Source organism: Pantoea sp. JV6 (assembly GCF_025910055.1).
GTDB lineage: Bacteria > Pseudomonadota > Gammaproteobacteria > Enterobacterales > Enterobacteriaceae > Pantoea > Pantoea agglomerans.
Window position 1 is genome coordinate 49,643 of sequence record NZ_JAPCIM010000012.1, and the last position, 17,108, is coordinate 66,750.

General features: G+C 56.5%; 22 protein-coding genes. 10 read left to right on the top strand and 12 right to left on the bottom strand.

Annotated features, from left to right (window positions below):
• The 6 genes from OK412_RS10435 to OK412_RS10460 all read right to left on the bottom strand — a co-directional run bounded on the left by OK412_RS10435 (position 1) and on the right by OK412_RS10460 (position 6,126).
• Positions 1-945: a transketolase family protein gene (locus tag OK412_RS10435; RefSeq protein WP_010246183.1), complete on the bottom strand. Its 945-nt coding sequence runs from the start codon at positions 943-945 to the stop codon at positions 1-3.
• Positions 938-1,768, bottom strand: a complete 831-nt coding sequence (locus tag OK412_RS10440) for a transketolase (protein WP_264353154.1) — start codon at positions 1,766-1,768, stop codon at positions 938-940. Before OK412_RS10440 ends, OK412_RS10435 begins: the two co-directional genes overlap by 8 nt.
• 191 nt (positions 1,769-1,959) lie before the next feature.
• Positions 1,960-3,066 (bottom strand): ABC transporter permease, encoded by a 1,107-nt coding sequence (locus tag OK412_RS10445; protein ID WP_010246189.1) that lies wholly within the window; start codon positions 3,064-3,066, stop codon positions 1,960-1,962.
• Between the two features lie 2 nt (positions 3,067-3,068).
• Positions 3,069-4,583: a sugar ABC transporter ATP-binding protein gene (locus OK412_RS10450; protein WP_264353155.1), complete on the bottom strand. Its 1,515-nt coding sequence runs from the start codon at positions 4,581-4,583 to the stop codon at positions 3,069-3,071.
• Entirely contained in the window at positions 4,583-5,182 is a 600-nt protein-coding gene (locus tag OK412_RS10455; RefSeq protein WP_033771476.1) for a DUF2291 family protein, read from the bottom strand. The genes OK412_RS10450 and OK412_RS10455 overlap by 1 nt, the downstream gene beginning before the upstream one ends.
• A gap of 2 nt (positions 5,183-5,184) precedes the next feature.
• Positions 5,185-6,126: a D-ribose ABC transporter substrate-binding protein gene (locus tag OK412_RS10460; protein WP_010246199.1), complete on the bottom strand. Its 942-nt coding sequence runs from the start codon at positions 6,124-6,126 to the stop codon at positions 5,185-5,187.
• A gap of 183 nt (positions 6,127-6,309) precedes the next feature.
• Here OK412_RS10460 and OK412_RS10465 point away from each other — a divergent pair, with 183 nt between their 5' ends.
• Positions 6,310-7,284: a sugar-binding transcriptional regulator gene (locus tag OK412_RS10465; protein ID WP_010246202.1), complete on the top strand. Its 975-nt coding sequence runs from the start codon at positions 6,310-6,312 to the stop codon at positions 7,282-7,284.
• Here the strand turns inward: OK412_RS10465 and emtA are convergent.
• The gene (emtA, locus tag OK412_RS10470) at positions 7,277-7,906 is read right to left on the bottom strand and encodes a membrane-bound lytic murein transglycosylase EmtA (RefSeq protein ID WP_264353156.1); all 630 of its coding nucleotides are present in this window, start codon (positions 7,904-7,906) and stop codon (positions 7,277-7,279) included. The genes OK412_RS10465 and emtA overlap by 8 nt on opposite strands.
• Positions 7,907-8,070: 164 nt before the next feature.
• Between emtA and ldcA the strand changes: the two genes are divergently transcribed.
• Entirely contained in the window at positions 8,071-8,994 is a 924-nt protein-coding gene (gene ldcA / locus OK412_RS10475; protein ID WP_264353259.1) for a muramoyltetrapeptide carboxypeptidase, read from the top strand.
• 22 nt (positions 8,995-9,016) lie between these two features.
• The gene (locus OK412_RS10480; RefSeq protein ID WP_010246210.1) at positions 9,017-9,679 is read left to right on the top strand and encodes an MBL fold metallo-hydrolase; all 663 of its coding nucleotides are present in this window, start codon (positions 9,017-9,019) and stop codon (positions 9,677-9,679) included.
• Here OK412_RS10480 and OK412_RS10485 read toward each other — a convergent pair whose 3' ends face one another.
• The 3 genes from OK412_RS10485 to OK412_RS10495 form a co-directional block, all read right to left on the bottom strand.
• Positions 9,680-10,093, bottom strand: a complete 414-nt coding sequence (locus OK412_RS10485) for a GNAT family N-acetyltransferase (protein WP_010669877.1) — start codon at positions 10,091-10,093, stop codon at positions 9,680-9,682.
• Between the two features lie 14 nt (positions 10,094-10,107).
• Positions 10,108-10,491, bottom strand: a complete 384-nt coding sequence (locus tag OK412_RS10490) for a hypothetical protein (protein WP_010246217.1) — start codon at positions 10,489-10,491, stop codon at positions 10,108-10,110.
• A gap of 184 nt (positions 10,492-10,675) precedes the next feature.
• The gene (locus tag OK412_RS10495; protein ID WP_010246220.1) at positions 10,676-10,855 is read right to left on the bottom strand and encodes a hypothetical protein; all 180 of its coding nucleotides are present in this window, start codon (positions 10,853-10,855) and stop codon (positions 10,676-10,678) included.
• Positions 10,856-11,069: 214 nt separating this feature from the next.
• On the opposite strand from OK412_RS10495, the gene OK412_RS10500 reads away from it, so the two are divergent.
• The 3 genes from OK412_RS10500 to OK412_RS10510 all read left to right on the top strand — a co-directional run bounded on the left by OK412_RS10500 (position 11,070) and on the right by OK412_RS10510 (position 13,052).
• Positions 11,070-11,399: a hypothetical protein gene (locus OK412_RS10500; RefSeq protein WP_010246223.1), complete on the top strand. Its 330-nt coding sequence runs from the start codon at positions 11,070-11,072 to the stop codon at positions 11,397-11,399.
• Between the two features lie 61 nt (positions 11,400-11,460).
• Complete coding sequence (locus tag OK412_RS10505) at positions 11,461-12,018, top strand: hypothetical protein (RefSeq protein ID WP_010246226.1); 558 nt, start codon at positions 11,461-11,463, stop codon at positions 12,016-12,018.
• Between the two features lie 23 nt (positions 12,019-12,041).
• Positions 12,042-13,052, top strand: a complete 1,011-nt coding sequence (locus OK412_RS10510; protein WP_264353157.1) for a Ppx/GppA phosphatase family protein — start codon at positions 12,042-12,044, stop codon at positions 13,050-13,052.
• Between the two features lie 20 nt (positions 13,053-13,072).
• On the opposite strand, the gene OK412_RS10515 is transcribed toward OK412_RS10510, so the two are convergent.
• A complete protein-coding gene (locus tag OK412_RS10515; RefSeq protein WP_010246232.1) occupies positions 13,073-13,285 on the bottom strand; it encodes a DUF2767 family protein in 213 nt (70 codons plus the stop codon).
• 218 nt (positions 13,286-13,503) lie between these two features.
• On the opposite strand from OK412_RS10515, the gene OK412_RS10520 reads away from it, so the two are divergent.
• From OK412_RS10520 to OK412_RS10535, 4 genes are all read left to right on the top strand, one after another.
• Entirely contained in the window at positions 13,504-13,752 is a 249-nt protein-coding gene (locus OK412_RS10520) for a DUF883 family protein (protein WP_010246235.1), read from the top strand.
• Between the two features lie 169 nt (positions 13,753-13,921).
• Positions 13,922-14,092, top strand: coding sequence for a hypothetical protein (locus tag OK412_RS10525; RefSeq protein WP_164501688.1), 171 nt, complete (start codon positions 13,922-13,924; stop codon positions 14,090-14,092).
• Positions 14,093-14,429: 337 nt separating this feature from the next.
• A complete protein-coding gene (locus OK412_RS10530) occupies positions 14,430-15,491 on the top strand; it encodes a glycosyltransferase family 9 protein (RefSeq protein WP_192033580.1) in 1,062 nt (353 codons plus the stop codon).
• The gene (locus tag OK412_RS10535) at positions 15,491-15,829 is read left to right on the top strand and encodes a DUF1493 family protein (protein ID WP_033757323.1); all 339 of its coding nucleotides are present in this window, start codon (positions 15,491-15,493) and stop codon (positions 15,827-15,829) included. Before OK412_RS10530 ends, OK412_RS10535 begins: the two co-directional genes overlap by 1 nt.
• On the opposite strand, the gene OK412_RS10540 is transcribed toward OK412_RS10535, so the two are convergent.
• Entirely contained in the window at positions 15,823-16,830 is a 1,008-nt protein-coding gene (locus tag OK412_RS10540) for a glycosyltransferase family 9 protein (RefSeq protein ID WP_050680004.1), read from the bottom strand. The two genes, OK412_RS10535 and OK412_RS10540, sit on opposite strands and share 7 nt — an antisense overlap.
• Between the last annotated feature and the right edge of the window lie 278 nt (positions 16,831-17,108).

Here is a 17,108-nt window from a genome sequence, read left to right on the forward strand (position 1 = left end):
TTATGCTCCTGCGCAGATGCGCGCTGCACTGTTCACCACGCTACTGGCATCAATGCCATGATGGGCACGGGTAGAGGCGCGATCGCCGGCAATTGCATATTCCCCATCTGCAATGCCGAGCCGCAACAGCGGGATGCCGCAGCCGCCTTCCGCCAGCACTTCGGCCACCAGGCTGCCGACACCGCCATTAACGTTATGCTCCTCTACGGTAATCACGGCTGGGTAGTGATTTAACAGGTTGCGCAGCTGTTGGGTATCACAAGGTCGAATCGATGGAACCGCGATCACACCGGCTGAAATGCCCTGCTCAGCCAGTTGCTCAGCAGCGTGAACCACCTCGTGAACCGTTGAGCCCATCGCCACCAGTGCGATGTCGCTGCCTTCACGCAACAGGTCGATCGCGCCCGGCCTGAACTGATAGCTTTCCGCGTGCAGCTGCGGCAGATCTTTGCCATCCAGACGGATATAGACCGGCCCGACATGCTCAAGGGCGTAATCGATGATCTGACGGCACTCCAGCGGGCAGGAAGGCGCATAGATCTCGATGTTGCCGAAACCGCGCATCACCGCGATGTCATCAATGCTGTGATGCGTGCTGGCTAACGGGCCATAGCTGGTCCCGGCATTCAGCCCGAACAGTTTGACGTTGGTGTTGTTGTAGCAGACGTCGACTTTTACCTGCTCATTGGCGCGTGACACCAGAAATGGCGCGGCGTTACAGGTCACTGCGACTTTGCCGCCCAGCGCCAGACCGGCCGCCGTGCCCACCAGCGTCTGCTCAGCGATGCCGACGTTAATCAGCCGGTCGGGAAAGGCCTTGATAAAGGGGGCGATTTTGGCCGTCGACGTGGAGTCCGCTACCACCGGCACCAGATCCACACCGCGATTCACCGCGTCGATAAAGGCCGTGACCATGACGCTTGCTAAATGTTGTGCATTACTCATCTTTCAGTTCCTCCAGTGCCAGTGCGATCTCTTCGCCTTTCGGCACCCGGTGATGCCATTCCGCCTTGCTCTGGATAAAGGAGACGCCAAATCCCTTCTCGGTATGCGCCACAATCACCTGCGGTTTGCCGTTCTTCGGCAGGTTTTCAATGGTGTCGACCACCGCCGCCATATCATTGCCGTTGCATTCGGTGACCTCCAGCCCGAAGGCGCGCCATTTTTCCGGCAGCGGATCGGTGTTCATGATGTCGCGGGTCGCGCCCGCCAGTTGCAGCTTGTTTTTGTCATTGATGATGATCAGGTTGTCGAGGCCGTAATGCGCCGCCACCAGCGCCGCCTCCCAGTTGCTGCCTTCAGCCAGTTCACCATCGCCGGTCACCACAAAGATGCGGCGCGGGCTGTTATCTTTTTTCGCCGCGATAGCGATGCCCACCGCCACCGGCAGGCCGTGACCCAGCGCGCCGGTGTTCAGCTCAACGCCCGGCGTTTTCTGCCGTACCGGATGGCCGGGCAGATGCGAGTCGGCATGCTGGTAGGTTGCCAGCCAGTCGGTCGGGAAGTAGCTCGCTTCCGCCAGCACGCAGTAATAACCCCCCACCGCATGCCCTTTGGACTGGATATAGATGTCACGCTGATCGTCGTCTGTGCGATCCGGGGCGCAGTTCAGAATGCGGAAGTAGAGCGCGGTGAGGACCTCTACCTGTGACAGGTCAGCGCCGGTATGACCGCCTGCCGGGCTGCCCGCGTTAAGCTGGATGATGCGGCGGCGGATTGCCCGCGCCCGGCGCTCAAGGTCATCGACCGGAAGATTGAAAGGATTCATACACTACCTCTGAATTTTAAATCGGTTATGAATATATATTCACGTCGGTTAAAAAATTTTGTGCCTGAAAAAAAGGGGGCTGATAAACTGAACCGCCCTTTGTTCACTACTCTGCCCATTAAACCGGGCAGGCCGTCCACTGCCAGGAATCACTCAGCGGCACCCGCTGTCCGGTTCAACGCACTTTCCCGTCAGGGTTTTGCCGGTGTCCCCTCCTCGATTAACGCTTTCTGAGCCACCACGGCCGCCTTCTGCTGCATCCGGCTCTGGGTCTGGTCGATGATCACCGCGATGATAATCACGATGCCTTTGATCACCATCTGCCAGAATTCACTGACACCCATCATGATCAGGCCATCCGCCAGAAAGCCGATGACGAAGGCACCAATCAGCGTGCCGAGGATGGTGCCGCGTCCGCCCGCCAGCGACGTGCCACCCAGCACCACGGCGGCAATGGCATTCATCTCAAACGCGGTGCCGTTAGCCGGATGGCTGGCGACCAGTTGCGATGAGACCACGATGCCAGCAATCGCCGCGCAGAATCCTGACAGGGTGTAGACCAGAATTTTTACCTGCCGGGTTTTCACACCCGACAGTTCAGCGGCACGTTCATTGTCTCCGATGGCATAGACCTGACGGCCAAACGGCAGGCGACGGGCGATGTAGGCGATCACCAGCGCCAGCACCACCATCATCCAGATGGCGTAAGGCAGCCCGAGAAAGGTTCCGGCACCAATCCGATCGAAACCGGTATTGCCCAGCAGCGGATTCCCCTGCAGACCGGGAAAGGTCTCGCCACCGGAGGTAAGCATCGCCGCGCCGCGCAGGATGTACATGGTGCCGAGGGTGCAGATAAAGGGGGCCACGTTGTAGCGGGTAATGATCCAGCCGTTGCCCGCGCCAATCAGCGCGCCGATCAGCAGCACCACCGGCACAATCACCCAGACGCTGGGAAAAATAGCGATGCCAAACATCGGCAGCACAATGCCTTTGGTAATCAGCCAGCCGGCGATCATGCCGCACAGTCCCAGCGTCGCCCCAATCGACAGGTCAATTCCCGCCGTGATAATGACAAAGGTGATGCCCAGCGCCAGAAAGGCGTTGATGGCGATATGTTTCACCATGATCACCAGGCTGCCGGTGGCGAGAAAGTCCGGCACGGTGATGGCGAAGAAGCCGACGATCAGAATCAGCGCAATAAAAGTGCGCAGCTTCAGAAGCAGCAGCAGAATGCTTTCACGTGAACTGAACGCCTTAGCCGGAAGTGTGGTCAGCGCGACGCTGTCATTGCTTTTCATGCTCAGAACCCCTGCGCACTTGCTTTCACCAGCGCTGCCTCTTCCGCCTGGTCGCGGGGAAGATCAGCCGTAAGTTTGCCGCCCGACATCACCAGGATGCGATCGGCTACCGCCATAATCTCTTTCAGGTCCGAGGTGGAGAACAGTACTGCAATGCCCTGCTGCGATAGCGCCACCATCATGCGAAACACCTCTGCTTTTGCACCGACATCAATGCCGCGACTCGGCTCATCCAGCAGCAGCAGACGCGGATTGGTCAGCAGCGCGCGGCCAATCACCACTTTCTGCTGGTTGCCACCACTCAGCGCGCTAATGGCCACGTCCGGCGAGGAGATTTTGATCGCCAGGTTGCCCACCGTCTGGCTCACCGCCTGCTGCTCCGCCTGGTGGGCAATGGCAAAGCGATGTGACAGACGCCGCCACAGGCTGGCGATGGTGAGATTACTGGCGACCGATGAGACCGGGAAAATCCCGGCACGTTTGCGATCTTCCGGCACCAGACTCATGCCCATGCGAATACGGTCGGCGGTGGGCAGACGGGTCGGCAGCGGTTTGCTGTCGAGCCACAGCTTGCCCAGATAGTGACGCTGACAGCCAAGCAGACACTCAAACAGCTCGGTGCGGCCTGCGCCCATCAGCCCGTAAATCCCGACAATTTCCCCGGCCCGCACCTGAAAACTGACGTCATCCACCAGGGTATTGCCATTGGGGCTGACGCAGGTAATGTGCTGCGCCTCCAGCACCGGCGCGCCAAACTCACGCGCTTCCGGCAGGAAGGTGGTGACCGGTTCACTGCCCAGCATCTCACGCACGATCCACGGCACATCGATGCTGCTGACCGGCGCTTCGGCCTGAAAGCGCCCGTCGCGCAGAATGGTGATCACGTCGCCAATTGCCATCAGCTCTTCCAGCCGGTGGGAGATGTAAATCACGGTAACGCCCTGCTGCGTCAGGTCGCGGATCACCCGGAACAGGATCTCCACTTCGGTTTTGCTCAGCGCCGAGGTCGGCTCGTCGAGGATCAGGATATCCGCATCTTCCGCCAGCGCTTTGGCAATCTCGACCAGCTGCTGCTGACCCACTTTGAGATTACCGACCCGCTCATGGGGTGAAATCGGCTGATCCAGGCGCGCCATCAGCGCGGCGGTGCGGCGTGCCTGCTCCGCCTCGTTGATCGGGGCCAGACCGCGCTGGATCTCCCTGCCCAGAAACAGGTTTTCAGCCACCGTCAGGTTCTCAAACAGATTCAGCTCCTGGTGCACCATGCCGATGCCGTGCCGGGCGGCGTCGCGGGTGCTGCTCAGCGTCAGCGGCTCGCCATTCAGGAACAGCGAGCCGGCCGTGGGCTGCTGTACCCCGGCCAGAATTTTCATCAGGGTCGATTTTCCCGCCCCATTCTCACCGATGATGACGTTAACTTTGCCGCGCCAGACCCGATAGTCGACGCGATCCAGCGCCAGCGTGCCGGGAAACAGCTTCGATATCTGTTCGGCCCGCAGAATGATCTCAGCGTCCATCAGGGCGTCCCCCGCTTCAGCTCAACCGCTACCACATCTTCAACGCTGTTCTGCCCGATAGTTACAGCCAGCAGCGCCTGCACCGGCTGGTTGACCCAGCTGGCATCCAGCGGTGGCAGTTGCTTCACCGCGTGACGGTTCAGCGCCCGCGTCAGCTGGGCGTACTGCACCTGATTGGTAAACTCTTCGAAACGGAAACCGGCGGCATCCCGGATAGCGTTACTGCGCAGCACCGGCCCGACACTGACCGCCACCGGCTTGCCGTTAATCATCAGCGTCAGCGTGCGTTCACGCGGGTTACTCTCATCAAAGGCGCTGGCTGTCCCCCCGGCTCGCACGAAGACGCTTTCGCGCCCGCCGGGTTTGACCGTCTGACTTTTCGCCTCCATGTCGGCCCAGCTCAGCGCATGGCTGTTCGCGGTGGTCATCACGCGCGGCTGCCAGGTCTCTTCCGCAATCTGCTGCGGTGTCTGGGTGGTATAGCTGGGTTTCGCGTGCGGATCCTTCGGCAGGATCGGCTTACCGTCCGCATCCAGATCCACCACGGTGCAGGCGCTGAGTAGCGCCATACCGGTCAATACCGCCAGCATCCGTTTCATGGTTATTTCGCCAGGTTGAAGTTTTTCAGCTTAGCGGCGTTGCTGTCGTCAATCAGCACGCAGTCCATCAGCTGCTTCTCCTGTTTCTGCGCTTTGCCGTTCTTCAGGTAGTAATCCGCCTGCGTGACCGCCATCTGCGCCTGATCCCAGCCCGGCTGCAGCACTGTCGCTTTAATATTGCCTTTGTTGAGGATCGAATCGCGGGTGTAGTCGCTGCCATCAAAGCCCACCACGATCACCGATGTTTTCCCGGCGGCTTTCAGCGCGGCTTCGGCGCCCAGCGCCATGGTGTCGTTACCGGAGATGACGCCCACGATGTTGGGGTGTTTCTGCAGCAGGGTTTCCATGCGGCTGAAGGCTTCGGTCTGGCTCCAGTTGGCGCTCTGCTGAGCCACCATTTTCATGTCGCTGTAGTCATCCAGCACATCGTGATAGCCCTGCGACCGCACGCCCGCGTTGGTGTCAGACTCTTTGCCCAGCAGTTCAACATAGTCCCCTTTGCCGCCCAGCAATTTCGCAAATTTCTCCGCGCCCAGCTGCGCCCCCTGATAGTTGTTAGAGACGATCTGCGCCACCGCGATACCGGTTTTGTTGATCTCCCGATCAATCAGGAAGGTCGGGATCCCGGCATCTTTGGCTTTCTGCACCGGCCCGACGGTGGCGTCGGCACCAGCGTTATCAAGAATGATCGCTTTGGCTTTGCGCGCAATCGCGGTCTCAATCAGCTGGTTTTGCTTGTTTACGTCATCATCGTGCGACGCCACCAGCGTGGCGTAACCCAGCTCTTTGGCTTTCGCTAAGGCCCCTTCCGCCTCGGCTTTAAAGAACGGGTTGTCATGGGACGGGGTGATAATCGCCAGCAGGCCTTGCTCTGCCGCCAGCGCGGTCGCTGAAAAGGCGAGCATCGATGCGAGCAGGGTCAGTTTGATCAGAGGACGAGTCATTATTTTTCTCCGCTTGAATATATATTCACACGCGATTTTATATGCATAATGACTATGCGCCCGCGCTGACGTGCCGTCCAATGCGCGATCGTCAAAAAGCGAAAACGATCACAAATTAGCCTGCGTTGTGATTTTGATCATCCTGGTTAACAATACCGGGCAGAATCAGAGAGGGAAAAACCGATGGCAAAACAGGATGAACAGCGATTGATGGTGAAAATTGCCACCCTTTACTATGTCGAAGGGTTGAAGCAGTCAGAGATTGCGCAGTCACTGACCTTATCGCAGTCGTTTGTCTCACGCATTCTTAATCGCAGCGTGAAAGAAGGTGTGGTCAAGATCAGCGTGGTGCCACCAGCCAACGTCTACCCTGAGCTGGAAAAGGCCATTGAGCAGACCTATAACCTGCCGCAGGCGATTGTGGTGGATGTGCCGGACCAGGCGTCGTCGCTGCAGATTAAGCAGGCGATTGGATCGGCGGCCGCTCACTATCTGGAGACCCGATTGCGAAACGATGAGTTGATTGGTATTTCGTCATGGAGCGGCACGATCCGGGCGATGGTGGATGCGCTGCATCCGCTCAACAGCGCCTGCAAAGGGGTGATCCAGCTGCTGGGTGGCGTCGGGGCTAACGGCAATGTGCAGGCCACGATTCTGACGCAAAATCTGGCGGCGCTGCTGAACTGCCCCGCCTGGCTGCTGCCGTCCCAGTCGATTGAGCATTCGGTCAGCGATCGCCAGCGGCTCTCTGCCAACGCAGAGGTCGCCGAGGTGCTGAGTAAATTTGAGCAGGTCGACCTGGCGATTGTCGGCATTGGCGATCTGGAGCCGTCGGCGCTGTTACGTAATTCGGGCAACTACTACGATGGCAGGATGCTGCAAACGCTGGCGGCGCGCGGTGCGGTAGGCGATATCTGTCTGCACTATTTCGACGCCTGCGGACAGCCGGTGCTGAAAGCAGAAGAAGATCCGGTGATTGGTATGGAGCTGGCACAGGTAAAACAGTGTCCACAGGTGGTCGGGCTGGCAGGCGGAAGAGAGAAAGCGCAGGCGATTCGCGGTGCGCTGCTGGGCGGCTACATCAAGGTGCTGATCATCGACTATCCCACGGCGCGGCTACTGCTCACGCCGCAGGATTCATCACAACCGGTCAGATAGTGCGGTAAGCCGTGGTGACTTTCCACAGATAGCGCGGGGCCTGCGCCGCCGGATGCTTGTTCTGCACATGCTGATAGAACTCATCCGGTGACATCGCATTGATCATCGCAATGGCCCGATCGCGATCGCTGGAGAAAGTCCGCAGTAACGCCCCTGCGCCGTTGGCATAAGAGACGATGGTGGCATAGCGCAGGGTCAGCGGATCGCGGATGCCCGACAGCGCGCAGTTCTGCAGAATGCGGATATAGGCGGTGCCGATATCAATATTTTTGGCCGGATCGCGCAACTCGGCATTCGATGGCTGACCACGACGGCCCAGCGTGCGATAGACTTCGCGCCCGGCGGTCGAAGCTTTAATCTGCATCAGCCCCACCGCATTTGAACGGCTCACCACGCCCGGATTTCCACCCGACTCGACACTGATAATGGCGCTGATCAACTTCTCATCAACGCCATAATGACTGGCGGCATCTTCGGTAAACATCGCCCAGGTGCCATTGACGCTGGACGGCGGTGCCTGAGTTAATGGCGTGTTGCGCTGCTTAACGGCATGGTGCGGTGGCTCGCTGGCACAGCCGGTCAGGAGTAACGCTGAGAGTATAAGGTGTCGGATTTTCAGCAATTTTTCATCTCGTAGCTGTTGTGGCGAATGCTATCATACCCAGGCAGCCTGAGAGCAAAATTACCGTTTATCCTAAATGCATGAAAATGCGGCGCGTACCGTGACTTCAGCGGCGCTTTTCGCCATCATCGCCGTCAGTCAGGCGCTAACAGCAGGAAAGTATGATGATTTCACGTTCAGTTCGTCTTATCTCCCCCTCCGGTTACTGTCACAATCAGCCTGCGGCGCTGCAGGGCATTGCACGACTGCGTGCGGCCGGCCATCAGGTAGAGAACGAGCAGGTGATCACCCGCCGTTTTCAGCGCTTCGCCGGTAAGGACGCGGAGCGCCTGGCGGATATCAACCAGCTTGCCAGTCTCAGCACGCTGCCCGATGTGGTGCTGGCGGTGCGAGGCGGTTATGGTGCCAGCCGGTTACTGGATTCCATCGACTACATCGGCCTGCAACGCCGTCTGCTGAATCAGCCGCTGGCGCTGTGCGGCCACAGCGACTTCACCGCGATTCAGCTGGCACTGCTGGCGCAGGTCGGCCTGATTACCTTCAGCGCACCGATGCTGGCCGGTAACTTCGGCGCCGCGACCTTATCTGAATTTACCCTTCACCACTTCTGGCAGGCACTGACTTCACCTACAGTAGAGGTGACATGGCAAAGCGAAACGCCTGATGAGGGCGAGTGGCAGGGTACGCTGTGGGGCGGGAATCTGGCGATGATCTGCTCACTGATTGGCACGCCGTGGATGCCGCAGTTTGAGAACGGCATTCTGGTGATTGAGGATGTGAATGAGCATCCGTTCCGCATTGAACGCATGCTGATTCAGCTGCAGCAGAGCGGTATTCTGGCGCGACAGCGGGCGATCGTTACCGGCAGCTTCACCAGTACAGCCCTGACAGAATATGACAACGGGTTTGACTTCAGCACCGTCTGGCAGCGACTGCGTGACACCACCGGTCTGCCGCTGATTTGTGGATTAGATTTTGGTCATGCCGCTGACACCGTAACACTGCCTTTGGGTGCCAGCGCACGATTAGCGGTCAGCCAGGGCCACGCCCGTTTGCAGGCGACCGGGCATCCCGTCCTGCGGGAATAGCGTTTGTTTCAGGAGATCGACATTGAAGCCGTTGTATGACGATTTGTGGATCTCAACCCCGGAATTTCCGGTGGAAGATGCCGTTAATGACCTGATGATGCATGGCTTTATGCTGCGTCACCCACGCGGCAATCTGTTGATTGGCCGCGTAGAAAATCCGCTCGATCATGAAGTCATGGCCGATACCGGCGGCGTGATCCGCCACTACCTCACCCACTGGCATGAATCCGCGCCCGGTGCGGCGCTGATCCAGCAGCGCTTCAGCAGCGCACTTTACTGCCATAGCCGATCGCTGGGCCCCATCAGCCGTTTTGCTGAGCCTGATGACACCTTTTCGCAGCAGGAGACGCACTTCGGGGATTTCCATCTGCTGCCAACGCCAGGACACACACCGGGCAGTTGCAGCTATCTCTACACCTCGCCGCTGGGGCTGACCTATCTGTTTGTTGGCGATACCGTGACACGTTCGCATGACCGCTGGATCACGGTGCTGGTGCCGGACAGTAATCCGGCTGAGCTGAGCCAGACGCTGGAGTTTTACCGCTCCCTGCGTCCCGACGTGGTGCTGATGAGTACCACGCGCGGGCATCTCTCCTGGAAAAAAGTTACGCTGCAGAGCTGGCTGGCCGCGATTGATGAAGCAGAACAGCATCCGCTGGATTTGCGTCAGCAACCGTTGTTCTGATTACAGGGCTTTCGTCAGATAGTGGCGCTGATGATGCCGTGGATAGTTATCCAGGCTGAAGCGCAGCGTATAGCCGAGCTTTTCATAAAACGGTCGCGCCTGAAAACTGGCGGTATCCACCTGGGCAAAGCGGCAGCCGCGATCCCGCGCCTCCTGCTCTGCCGCCTGCATCAGCTTACTGCCCGCCCCCTGCCCGCGAAGCGCCTCACTCACCCACAGCATATCAATCCGCAGCCAGTTTCCGGCGGTTGATCCGGTCAGTCCGGCCAGCTTTCTGCCCTGGTCATCACGAATAAACACGCCGATCGATCTGATCTCATCAATATTAATATATTTGCTGTTGAATGCAGTCAGACCCAGCCTGACTTCATCCAGATCCTGCGTTGTGACCTTATCGGTAATCTCGGGTTGCATAGTGGCTCCGTGGGTTAAGTATCGGAGTGCTGACGATCGTCGTAGCGCTCCAGGCTCAACGCATCAACATCGCGTTTTTCGCTGCGGCTGCAGGGCAGCAGTTTATCGCTGTCGCGGTAGACAAAAAAGGTCGCCTGGCTGCGCTGGTTCACAATCAGCTGATCGCCATTGCGAAAGCGGGTAATCGCCACCTTATCACCCGCCTCTAAACGGGTACGCTGCTGACCGGCAGCAATCTGGAAATGCCCCGGCGGCCACATTAACGTGGTTAACCCATATTCGGCACGCGAAACGGTCATGGTTGTCCGGCCGGGACAGTTAAGCTGAAATTCCGTCTCGCTCCAGGCGGGTGCGATGTGACAGGCCAGCAGGCCCAGGGCAATTAACGCTGCCTTCATGCTGTGTCTCCGCTGATTTTATTGAGGTTTTTTAGCTTAACACATCACAGGACAGAGAAGGGACGCGGGGCAACCCGCAGCAAGACCATTGAAAGATAGAATCGGCGTGCGAAGTAATCTGAAAGTTGAGAAAAAATAAAGTAATCCGGCCAGCGTAACAGGCTGCCACACTGACCGGATATGATTATTCGGCTGCTACCTCGGCGGCCACTAACATCAGTGCCAGCCCGGCATTCTCGCTATCGTAAGCCTGCATTGCTGCACGTATATCCGCTGAACAAGCGATCACCTGTTGCTTCTTATCGGCTTCTAACTGGTCAATCGCATGGCGAATAATCATTAGACTTGCTTCTTCTTCGTTCATCATTTATCCCTGAATTTGCCTAAGTGGTGCGCAAAGGAGCCAAGAATAACGTTTATTGATAAGCAAAGTCACCCTTTTACATTCCTGTTGCTTAACGATTAAACAAATCACAAACAGGAAGCGCAGCGTAAACTGCTATGATTAAGTAATCAGTGACGCAGCAGGATAGACTCTGCGCCACGAAACTCCCAGGGATTGAAGCAGGTAGAAAATCATGATGCGTCTCAGCATTTTTATCCTCATCGCGATGGTGACTGGATGTTCATCTGGCCCGAAAGGGGTGGAATGTCCGGGTGAGGTCTCGACAATTTATGGTCAGTCGATGGGGCATACCCAGGGCGTGATTTTTGATCTGGTTAATAGCTTCACCGTGACCCGGGATAAGGTCAGCGTTAAGAGTGGCCCGCTGCAGTCGCTGGATCGCTTTAAATATGTTCCCTCCGCCGTTACGCCTGAGGGCTATTACGCGCAGCGCCTGTCAGATAAGCAGTTCCGCCTGATCAACCCTTACCAGGACACCCAAATCACCTGGACCTGTCCATAAGGGATGAATCCTGCTGCCAGATGGTTTATTGTCAGGAAACGTCAAGCAGCAGGTCTCCCCGATGGAAAAGCGTCTGGATAACAACGGTTATATCGACTTCCCCTTCCCTGCCACCCGCAATGCGGATGGCTCCGTGAATCCCTGTGGCTTTGATCTGACGCTGGAAACAGGTCGCCTTGAGGAGATCGCGGTGCTGAACCATTCAGTGAATCTGCGGCGGCTGGTCGAGGAGATCAATCTGCAGGAGGGGCTGTTTATGACCCTGGCCTGCGACTGGCAGCAGCAGGCAGATGCGGTCTGTGGCTTTATCGATGTGGCTTTTCGTCCCGACCTGCCGCAACACGGCTTTGAGGAGACGCTGCAGCTGGAAGCGAACTTTTATCGCTACCTGACCGGGCAGGAGCAGCAACATCAGATGCCCGCGGAGACGCTGGTCAATTATGCCCGTTCGGTACTCGACTGGAGCTGGTCGCCGTTGCGCCAGCGTCAGCGCGATTATGAAAAGATCACTATTCAGTTCTATTGCCCGCAGGCGGATGACGCCGAATGGTGTTTTGATCATCTGCGTCACTTCCTGGTGAGCGTCTATCCGGCCTGCGTCGCCGCCCGTTCACTCTGATCTTCATTGCCCCCGGAGTCTCTATGCGTTCTGCTGCGCTGTCTGCTGTCACGCTGTTCTGCTCACTGTTTTTTGCCGCTGCTGCCCAGGCCGATCGCTGCCAGCAAATTCGCGCCGGTCTGGATATCGGTTCCGGCGCCACCAAAATTGCGGTAGCCCGTGTCAATGTCTGCCAGCTGCGCATCGAAAAGATGCTGTATCAGGATCAGCGCGCCGTGGCCTGGAACGAGGCCTTAGCGCATTCAACAGATAATCAGCTCGGCCCGGCGATGACTCATGAAGGTGCCGCTGCCCTGCAGCAGCTTTTAACGCAGGCACAGCGCTTTCATCCACAGCGGATCAGCGGCGTTGCCACGGCGGTGTTCCGCAACGCCAGCAACGGTCAGGCGGTCATCGATCAGTTGCAGCGCCAGACCGGTGCGCAAATCAGCATCATCTCGCAGCAGCAGGAAGCGAAACTCGGTTTCCTCTCCGCTAAAGCCGCGCTTAACGATCCGGCGATCTGTGATGAGCAGCTGCTGGTCTGGGATATTGGTGGGGGATCGATGCAGATGACTGCCTGGCGACAGCAGGCGGGTCAGCTGGTTGCAGATATCTATCAGGGCAAACTGGCCTCGGTGACGCTGAAAAACTTTATTCTGACGGTGCTGAAGAACAGCCCGGAGGCCAAATCCCCTAATCCCATTGGCTCCTGGCGGCAGTCGGTGCTGCGCTTTGTGCAATTTTATGCCGCTAATGAGGTCAGTCCGCAGATTAAACAGGATCTGGCGAGCCGTCGGGTCATTGGCATCGGCGGCGTCCATGGTTTTTCAATCCGCAATCAGTTACCGGGCAAACCCCATCGTTACAGCCTGACGACATTAAGTCAGCTGTCGCAGCAGCAGGTCTGGAAAGGCGACAGTGAACTCCCGGGCGACTACCGGGCCACTGATGTCAGCAATCTCTTACTGGTTGAAGGTTATATGCAGGCGCTGAAAATTAATGAGGTTACGATTGTTGAGGCCAGTCTGATTCAGGGCGTGCTGCTGCAGTAGCGCAGCGTTTCCGCACTATGCTAAACCTCAGGCTTAATCAGCCGGATAGCATGATCCAGCATCCGCTGCTCATCCCGTTCACTGTGGGCCCGCTGCTGACGTATACGTTTAAGCAGGTCGTAGATTTCGCCACGGCGGGTGTCATGGCCGCGCTCCGACAGCACAATGACCGCATCGCCAATGACCCGGCAGACTTCGTCATAGTCGTCATCATTCAGTGCATCACGTTTCATTGCTTATCCTCCGGCTGTAGCTTTGGCTATGGCTGTGGCTGTGGCAGCGCCTGAGTGCGCCTCTCTTTCCAAAGGCTAGACAGTAAATCCCTTACCCGCAAACGCAGCGCCATTAACAGCCAGAAATGATTTTTTAGCCCATTTTCCTCCGCTAGAGGAGCAGAATTCACTATCTTTGCTACGCTTTGAGGGTCTCACTCAAAACCAAGGAGCAATAAATGTCAGGAAAAATCGAAGATAAAGTAAAAGAAGCCGCTGGCGCAGTTCAGGAACAATGGGGTGCAGCAACCGGTTCATCTGAGCATCAGGCTAAAGGCGCAGCACGCCGTTACACCAACCAGGCAAGCTATGCTGCCCGCGATGCTGCTGACTGTATCAAGGATCAGGTTCAATCCAATCCTGTTGCAGGTCTGGCCGTTGCTGCAGGCGTTGGCGTATTTATCGGCTTCCTGCTGGGCCGCAAGTAATCGCGCTGAACGTCAACAGAACGGGAGCCACTGGCTTCCGTTTTTTTTTGCCAGGCCGCCTTCCGCCGGCTGAGAAACATCTGAAAGATAAGCCTTTTCAGGCCAGAATGCGGTAAGTATCTATGCTTAGTCTGGTTTCGTCTCTTTCTGACAACATCAAGGTGACCTTATGAAAACATTTCCTGCCCTGCTGCTGGTTGCAGCGACCTTAACCTCTCTGGCGGGCTGCTCGCAGAAGAGCGACGCGATTAAAGATGATGGCCGCCCTCATGCACCAAGCGGTCAGTCGTCACCGGGCGGTACGCTGGGTTCAGGCCCGGTGGGTCAGCCACAGTCGTAATACCCTGCCCCGGCACACGTGCCGGGGTTTGTTTTATCGCATGTTTTTTAATAGATAGAAGTCATAGAATAATTCCGCTAATAATTAACCTGCTATTAGTTTTTCATAGAATTACAAGCCGTAATCATTCATTAATAAAAGTGCACATAAAACATCTTCCAAATAACAAAAAATTAAAGTTCATTTTTATTTAAACCAGAAAGCGAGTGTATTTCAAACAAAAACTCAATGACTGAAAAAAACATCCTGTCATAATGAACTTCTCTGTAGCGTTAATCTCTAACACTCCATAATATTTCCCTGTTAATAACATTGGTAAATTCAAGAGAATTCAGACGTGAAGAAAAAAAAGATTTATCTGATAGACCGACTTTTAACGCTCTATTCTCGATTTTCCAGCAGAACAAAACCACAGGCCTTGCACGACCTGGCCCCACAAACAGTGGTGATTTACTCCACCACGGCACTGGGCGACTTTCTGATGAATACGCCGGCTATCTGGAGCCTGAAAAATCGCTTTCCCGCCAGCAAGTTTATTCTGGTTTCCAGCAAGAAAAATAAGGATCTCGTCAGCCGTTATAACTGGTTTGATCAGATCTATATCTGGGATAACAAACTGGCGAATTTCCTGCCGCTTTTTTTCAAACTTCGCCGTCAGAAACCTGACCTGTCAGTAATATTACACGCCCATTTCCCCTACGATATTATGAGCTCGGTACTGACCGGCAGTAAGGTAATTGTGCGCGATCATTACGGTCGCGAGTCGCCTCTGCTAAATAAATATCTCGATCACTATTCAGGCTATTTTGATGACCATACCATCAAGCGTAAGCTGAAACTGATTGAAGTCCTTGGCGCAGAGACAGAGCAGACCCGGATGCACCTTCCGGCACTGAACAACAGTCCGACTACAAAGGCTGACCATCGCCGTATCGGTTTTCAGTTAGGGGCATCAAAAGATATTCGCCGCTGGCCGCTGGCCTCCTTCAGCCAGCTGGCGACAGCCTTGCTTGAACGCTGGCCTGACACGGAAATTATCGTTACCGGCACCGCCGCTGAGCAGCCTCTTGAGCAGGAATTTATTGAAAGCCTGCCCCTGCACTGCCGTCAGCGTGTGACGCCGATGGCGGGGAAAACGAATCTCAGCGGCCTGATTAGCCTGATTCGCACGCTGGATGTGCTGGTTACCGGGGACACCGGTCCACTGCACATCGCCGTGGCCGCGCAAACGCCGACGGTCAGCCTGTTCTCGACCGCCAATCCGCGTTATACCGGTCCCTGCCAGGACAGCGATCGGCACATCATTATTCACCGCCCGGATAAAACCGCCTCACAGCATCCGATGGCAACGATCAAGGCCGATGAGGTCGGGCAGGCCGTGGCGAAACTGGTGGGGTAATGAACGATCTTTCTCAATCCATCATTGCGCTGATTGAGCACCACAATCAGCCAACCGCACTGGGCTGGTTCCGGAAAGTGGATCGGACGGGGTTTCATCTGCAGCAGTTACCGCTGAGTGAAGTGGACTTTGCCATTCTGATGAGTGATTTTTTTATCACTTTCGGCGTCTGTTCAGAACAGTATGATGACGCCCGCTATTTTCCGGAGCCGCGCCGACGGCGCTTTGCAGTGGCAAACTGGTTTACTGCGGGCACAGCACAGCCTTATCGTCCACTGACGGTCGCCATGCTGTGTGAAGCGGCCAGACTGGGACGCTGGCCTGAAGAGGCTTACTGAGTAATGGTATGGGCGAAGGCGTCATAGACCTCGCTGCTGCTCAGCGCATTGACCTCACGTGACGCCGGTTGCAGCACCTGATAGTTAACCTGCCACGGATGCCAGCACGCCGGATCGCTGTCGCCAAACAGCGCGACGACCGGCAATCCCAGCGCCGCACCAATGTGCATTGCCCCGCCATCACTGCTCACCAGCCCCTGACACAACGACATTGCTGCAATCAACTGCGGCAGGCTGGTGGTTGCCACCGCTTTGATCGGCAGATGCGGGCAGAGAGCCATAATTTCACGCGCTTTTTCATCATCTCCCGGATGACGCGGATTATCACGGCTGCCGGGTGACCAGAGCAGCATTATCTGGCAGGGATGACGCGCCGCGATTTTTTCAGCCAGCCCGGCAAACCGCGCGGCTTCCCACTGCTGGCTCGGCTTGCGGGCGCTGATTTGCAATGCATAGACCGGAACAGCGGGATCAATCGCACAGCTGTCACGCAGGCTGGCCGCGATTGCCGCATCCGGCAGCAGCGTCAGTTTGCCTGGCGCTGTGGCGCTGAGATTGAAAGGCCGCCCCAGGCTAAACAGGGTTTCACTAATATGACACGGCGACTGGCTGGGTGGCGGCAGCAGATCGGTAATCAGCGGATGGGGATGGCCCAGGGCAATCACTCTGGCGGGACGCACTGTTTTAACCCACTTCAGGCCATGCTGATCCCAGCGGCTTTTTGCCAGAATCACCACATCGTAACGCTGTTTTTTCAGGGTCAGCATCAGCTTCAGTCGCTGTAATACACAGGCCAGTCGTCCCTGCCCTGCCTCACGGTGATGCAGTTTGGTGTAATAGAAGAGCTGCCGGATATCGGGATTATGCTGCAACACTGGCGCAGCGTAATTGTTAGTCAGCACGTCGACCTGATGCTGCCCCGATTGCGCCAGCGCACTGATCAGCGGCGTGGTCAGTAAGGTGTCGCCAATATTATCCCGACAAATAATTAAAAACCGCATGTCTGACATCCTCTGCGCAAAGGCTACGCCGTTCTGGCTGAATGAAAGTAAGACTCGCCCGGTTAACGTTCTGAAAACGGTAACGTAACGGTATAGTCAGCAAATTAGTCAGCGCAGTGTCAGATTGGTTCCATAGTTGCGATATTGTTAAAATATGAGGCCAGCACGACAGGCCAGAGACAGGCCTGAATTATTAACCGGATTATTATTTTACGGCGTCGGCCCTGCCGGGCCAGCGTATAGAAAGGAAAAGGCCGCCCATGGCGTAATACTGGTCA

What these genes read in the sequence shown, in the direction of transcription:
- OK412_RS10435 (WP_010246183.1), bottom strand. Translation starts at nt 945, where the DNA reads ATGAGTAATGCACAACATTTAGCAAGCGTCATGGTCACGGCCTTTATC.
- OK412_RS10440 (WP_264353154.1), bottom strand. Translation starts at nt 1,768, where the DNA reads ATGAATCCTTTCAATCTTCCGGTCGATGACCTTGAGCGCCGGGCGCGG.
- OK412_RS10445 (WP_010246189.1), bottom strand. Translation starts at nt 3,066, where the DNA reads ATGAAAAGCAATGACAGCGTCGCGCTGACCACACTTCCGGCTAAGGCG.
- OK412_RS10450 (WP_264353155.1), bottom strand. Translation starts at nt 4,583, where the DNA reads ATGGACGCTGAGATCATTCTGCGGGCCGAACAGATATCGAAGCTGTTT.
- OK412_RS10455 (WP_033771476.1), bottom strand. Translation starts at nt 5,182, where the DNA reads ATGAAACGGATGCTGGCGGTATTGACCGGTATGGCGCTACTCAGCGCC.
- OK412_RS10460 (WP_010246199.1), bottom strand. Translation starts at nt 6,126, where the DNA reads ATGACTCGTCCTCTGATCAAACTGACCCTGCTCGCATCGATGCTCGCC.
- OK412_RS10465 (WP_010246202.1), top strand. Translation starts at nt 6,310, where the DNA reads ATGGCAAAACAGGATGAACAGCGATTGATGGTGAAAATTGCCACCCTT.
- ldcA (WP_264353259.1), top strand. Translation starts at nt 8,071, where the DNA reads ATGATTTCACGTTCAGTTCGTCTTATCTCCCCCTCCGGTTACTGTCAC.
- OK412_RS10485 (WP_010669877.1), bottom strand. Translation starts at nt 10,093, where the DNA reads ATGCAACCCGAGATTACCGATAAGGTCACAACGCAGGATCTGGATGAA.
- OK412_RS10490 (WP_010246217.1), bottom strand. Translation starts at nt 10,491, where the DNA reads ATGAAGGCAGCGTTAATTGCCCTGGGCCTGCTGGCCTGTCACATCGCA.
- OK412_RS10495 (WP_010246220.1), bottom strand. Translation starts at nt 10,855, where the DNA reads ATGAACGAAGAAGAAGCAAGTCTAATGATTATTCGCCATGCGATTGAC.
- OK412_RS10500 (WP_010246223.1), top strand. Translation starts at nt 11,070, where the DNA reads ATGATGCGTCTCAGCATTTTTATCCTCATCGCGATGGTGACTGGATGT.
- OK412_RS10505 (WP_010246226.1), top strand. Translation starts at nt 11,461, where the DNA reads ATGGAAAAGCGTCTGGATAACAACGGTTATATCGACTTCCCCTTCCCT.
- OK412_RS10510 (WP_264353157.1), top strand. Translation starts at nt 12,042, where the DNA reads ATGCGTTCTGCTGCGCTGTCTGCTGTCACGCTGTTCTGCTCACTGTTT.
- OK412_RS10515 (WP_010246232.1), bottom strand. Translation starts at nt 13,285, where the DNA reads ATGAAACGTGATGCACTGAATGATGACGACTATGACGAAGTCTGCCGG.
- OK412_RS10520 (WP_010246235.1), top strand. Translation starts at nt 13,504, where the DNA reads ATGTCAGGAAAAATCGAAGATAAAGTAAAAGAAGCCGCTGGCGCAGTT.
- OK412_RS10525 (WP_164501688.1), top strand. Translation starts at nt 13,922, where the DNA reads ATGAAAACATTTCCTGCCCTGCTGCTGGTTGCAGCGACCTTAACCTCT.
- OK412_RS10535 (WP_033757323.1), top strand. Translation starts at nt 15,491, where the DNA reads ATGAACGATCTTTCTCAATCCATCATTGCGCTGATTGAGCACCACAAT.
- OK412_RS10540 (WP_050680004.1), bottom strand. Translation starts at nt 16,830, where the DNA reads ATGCGGTTTTTAATTATTTGTCGGGATAATATTGGCGACACCTTACTG.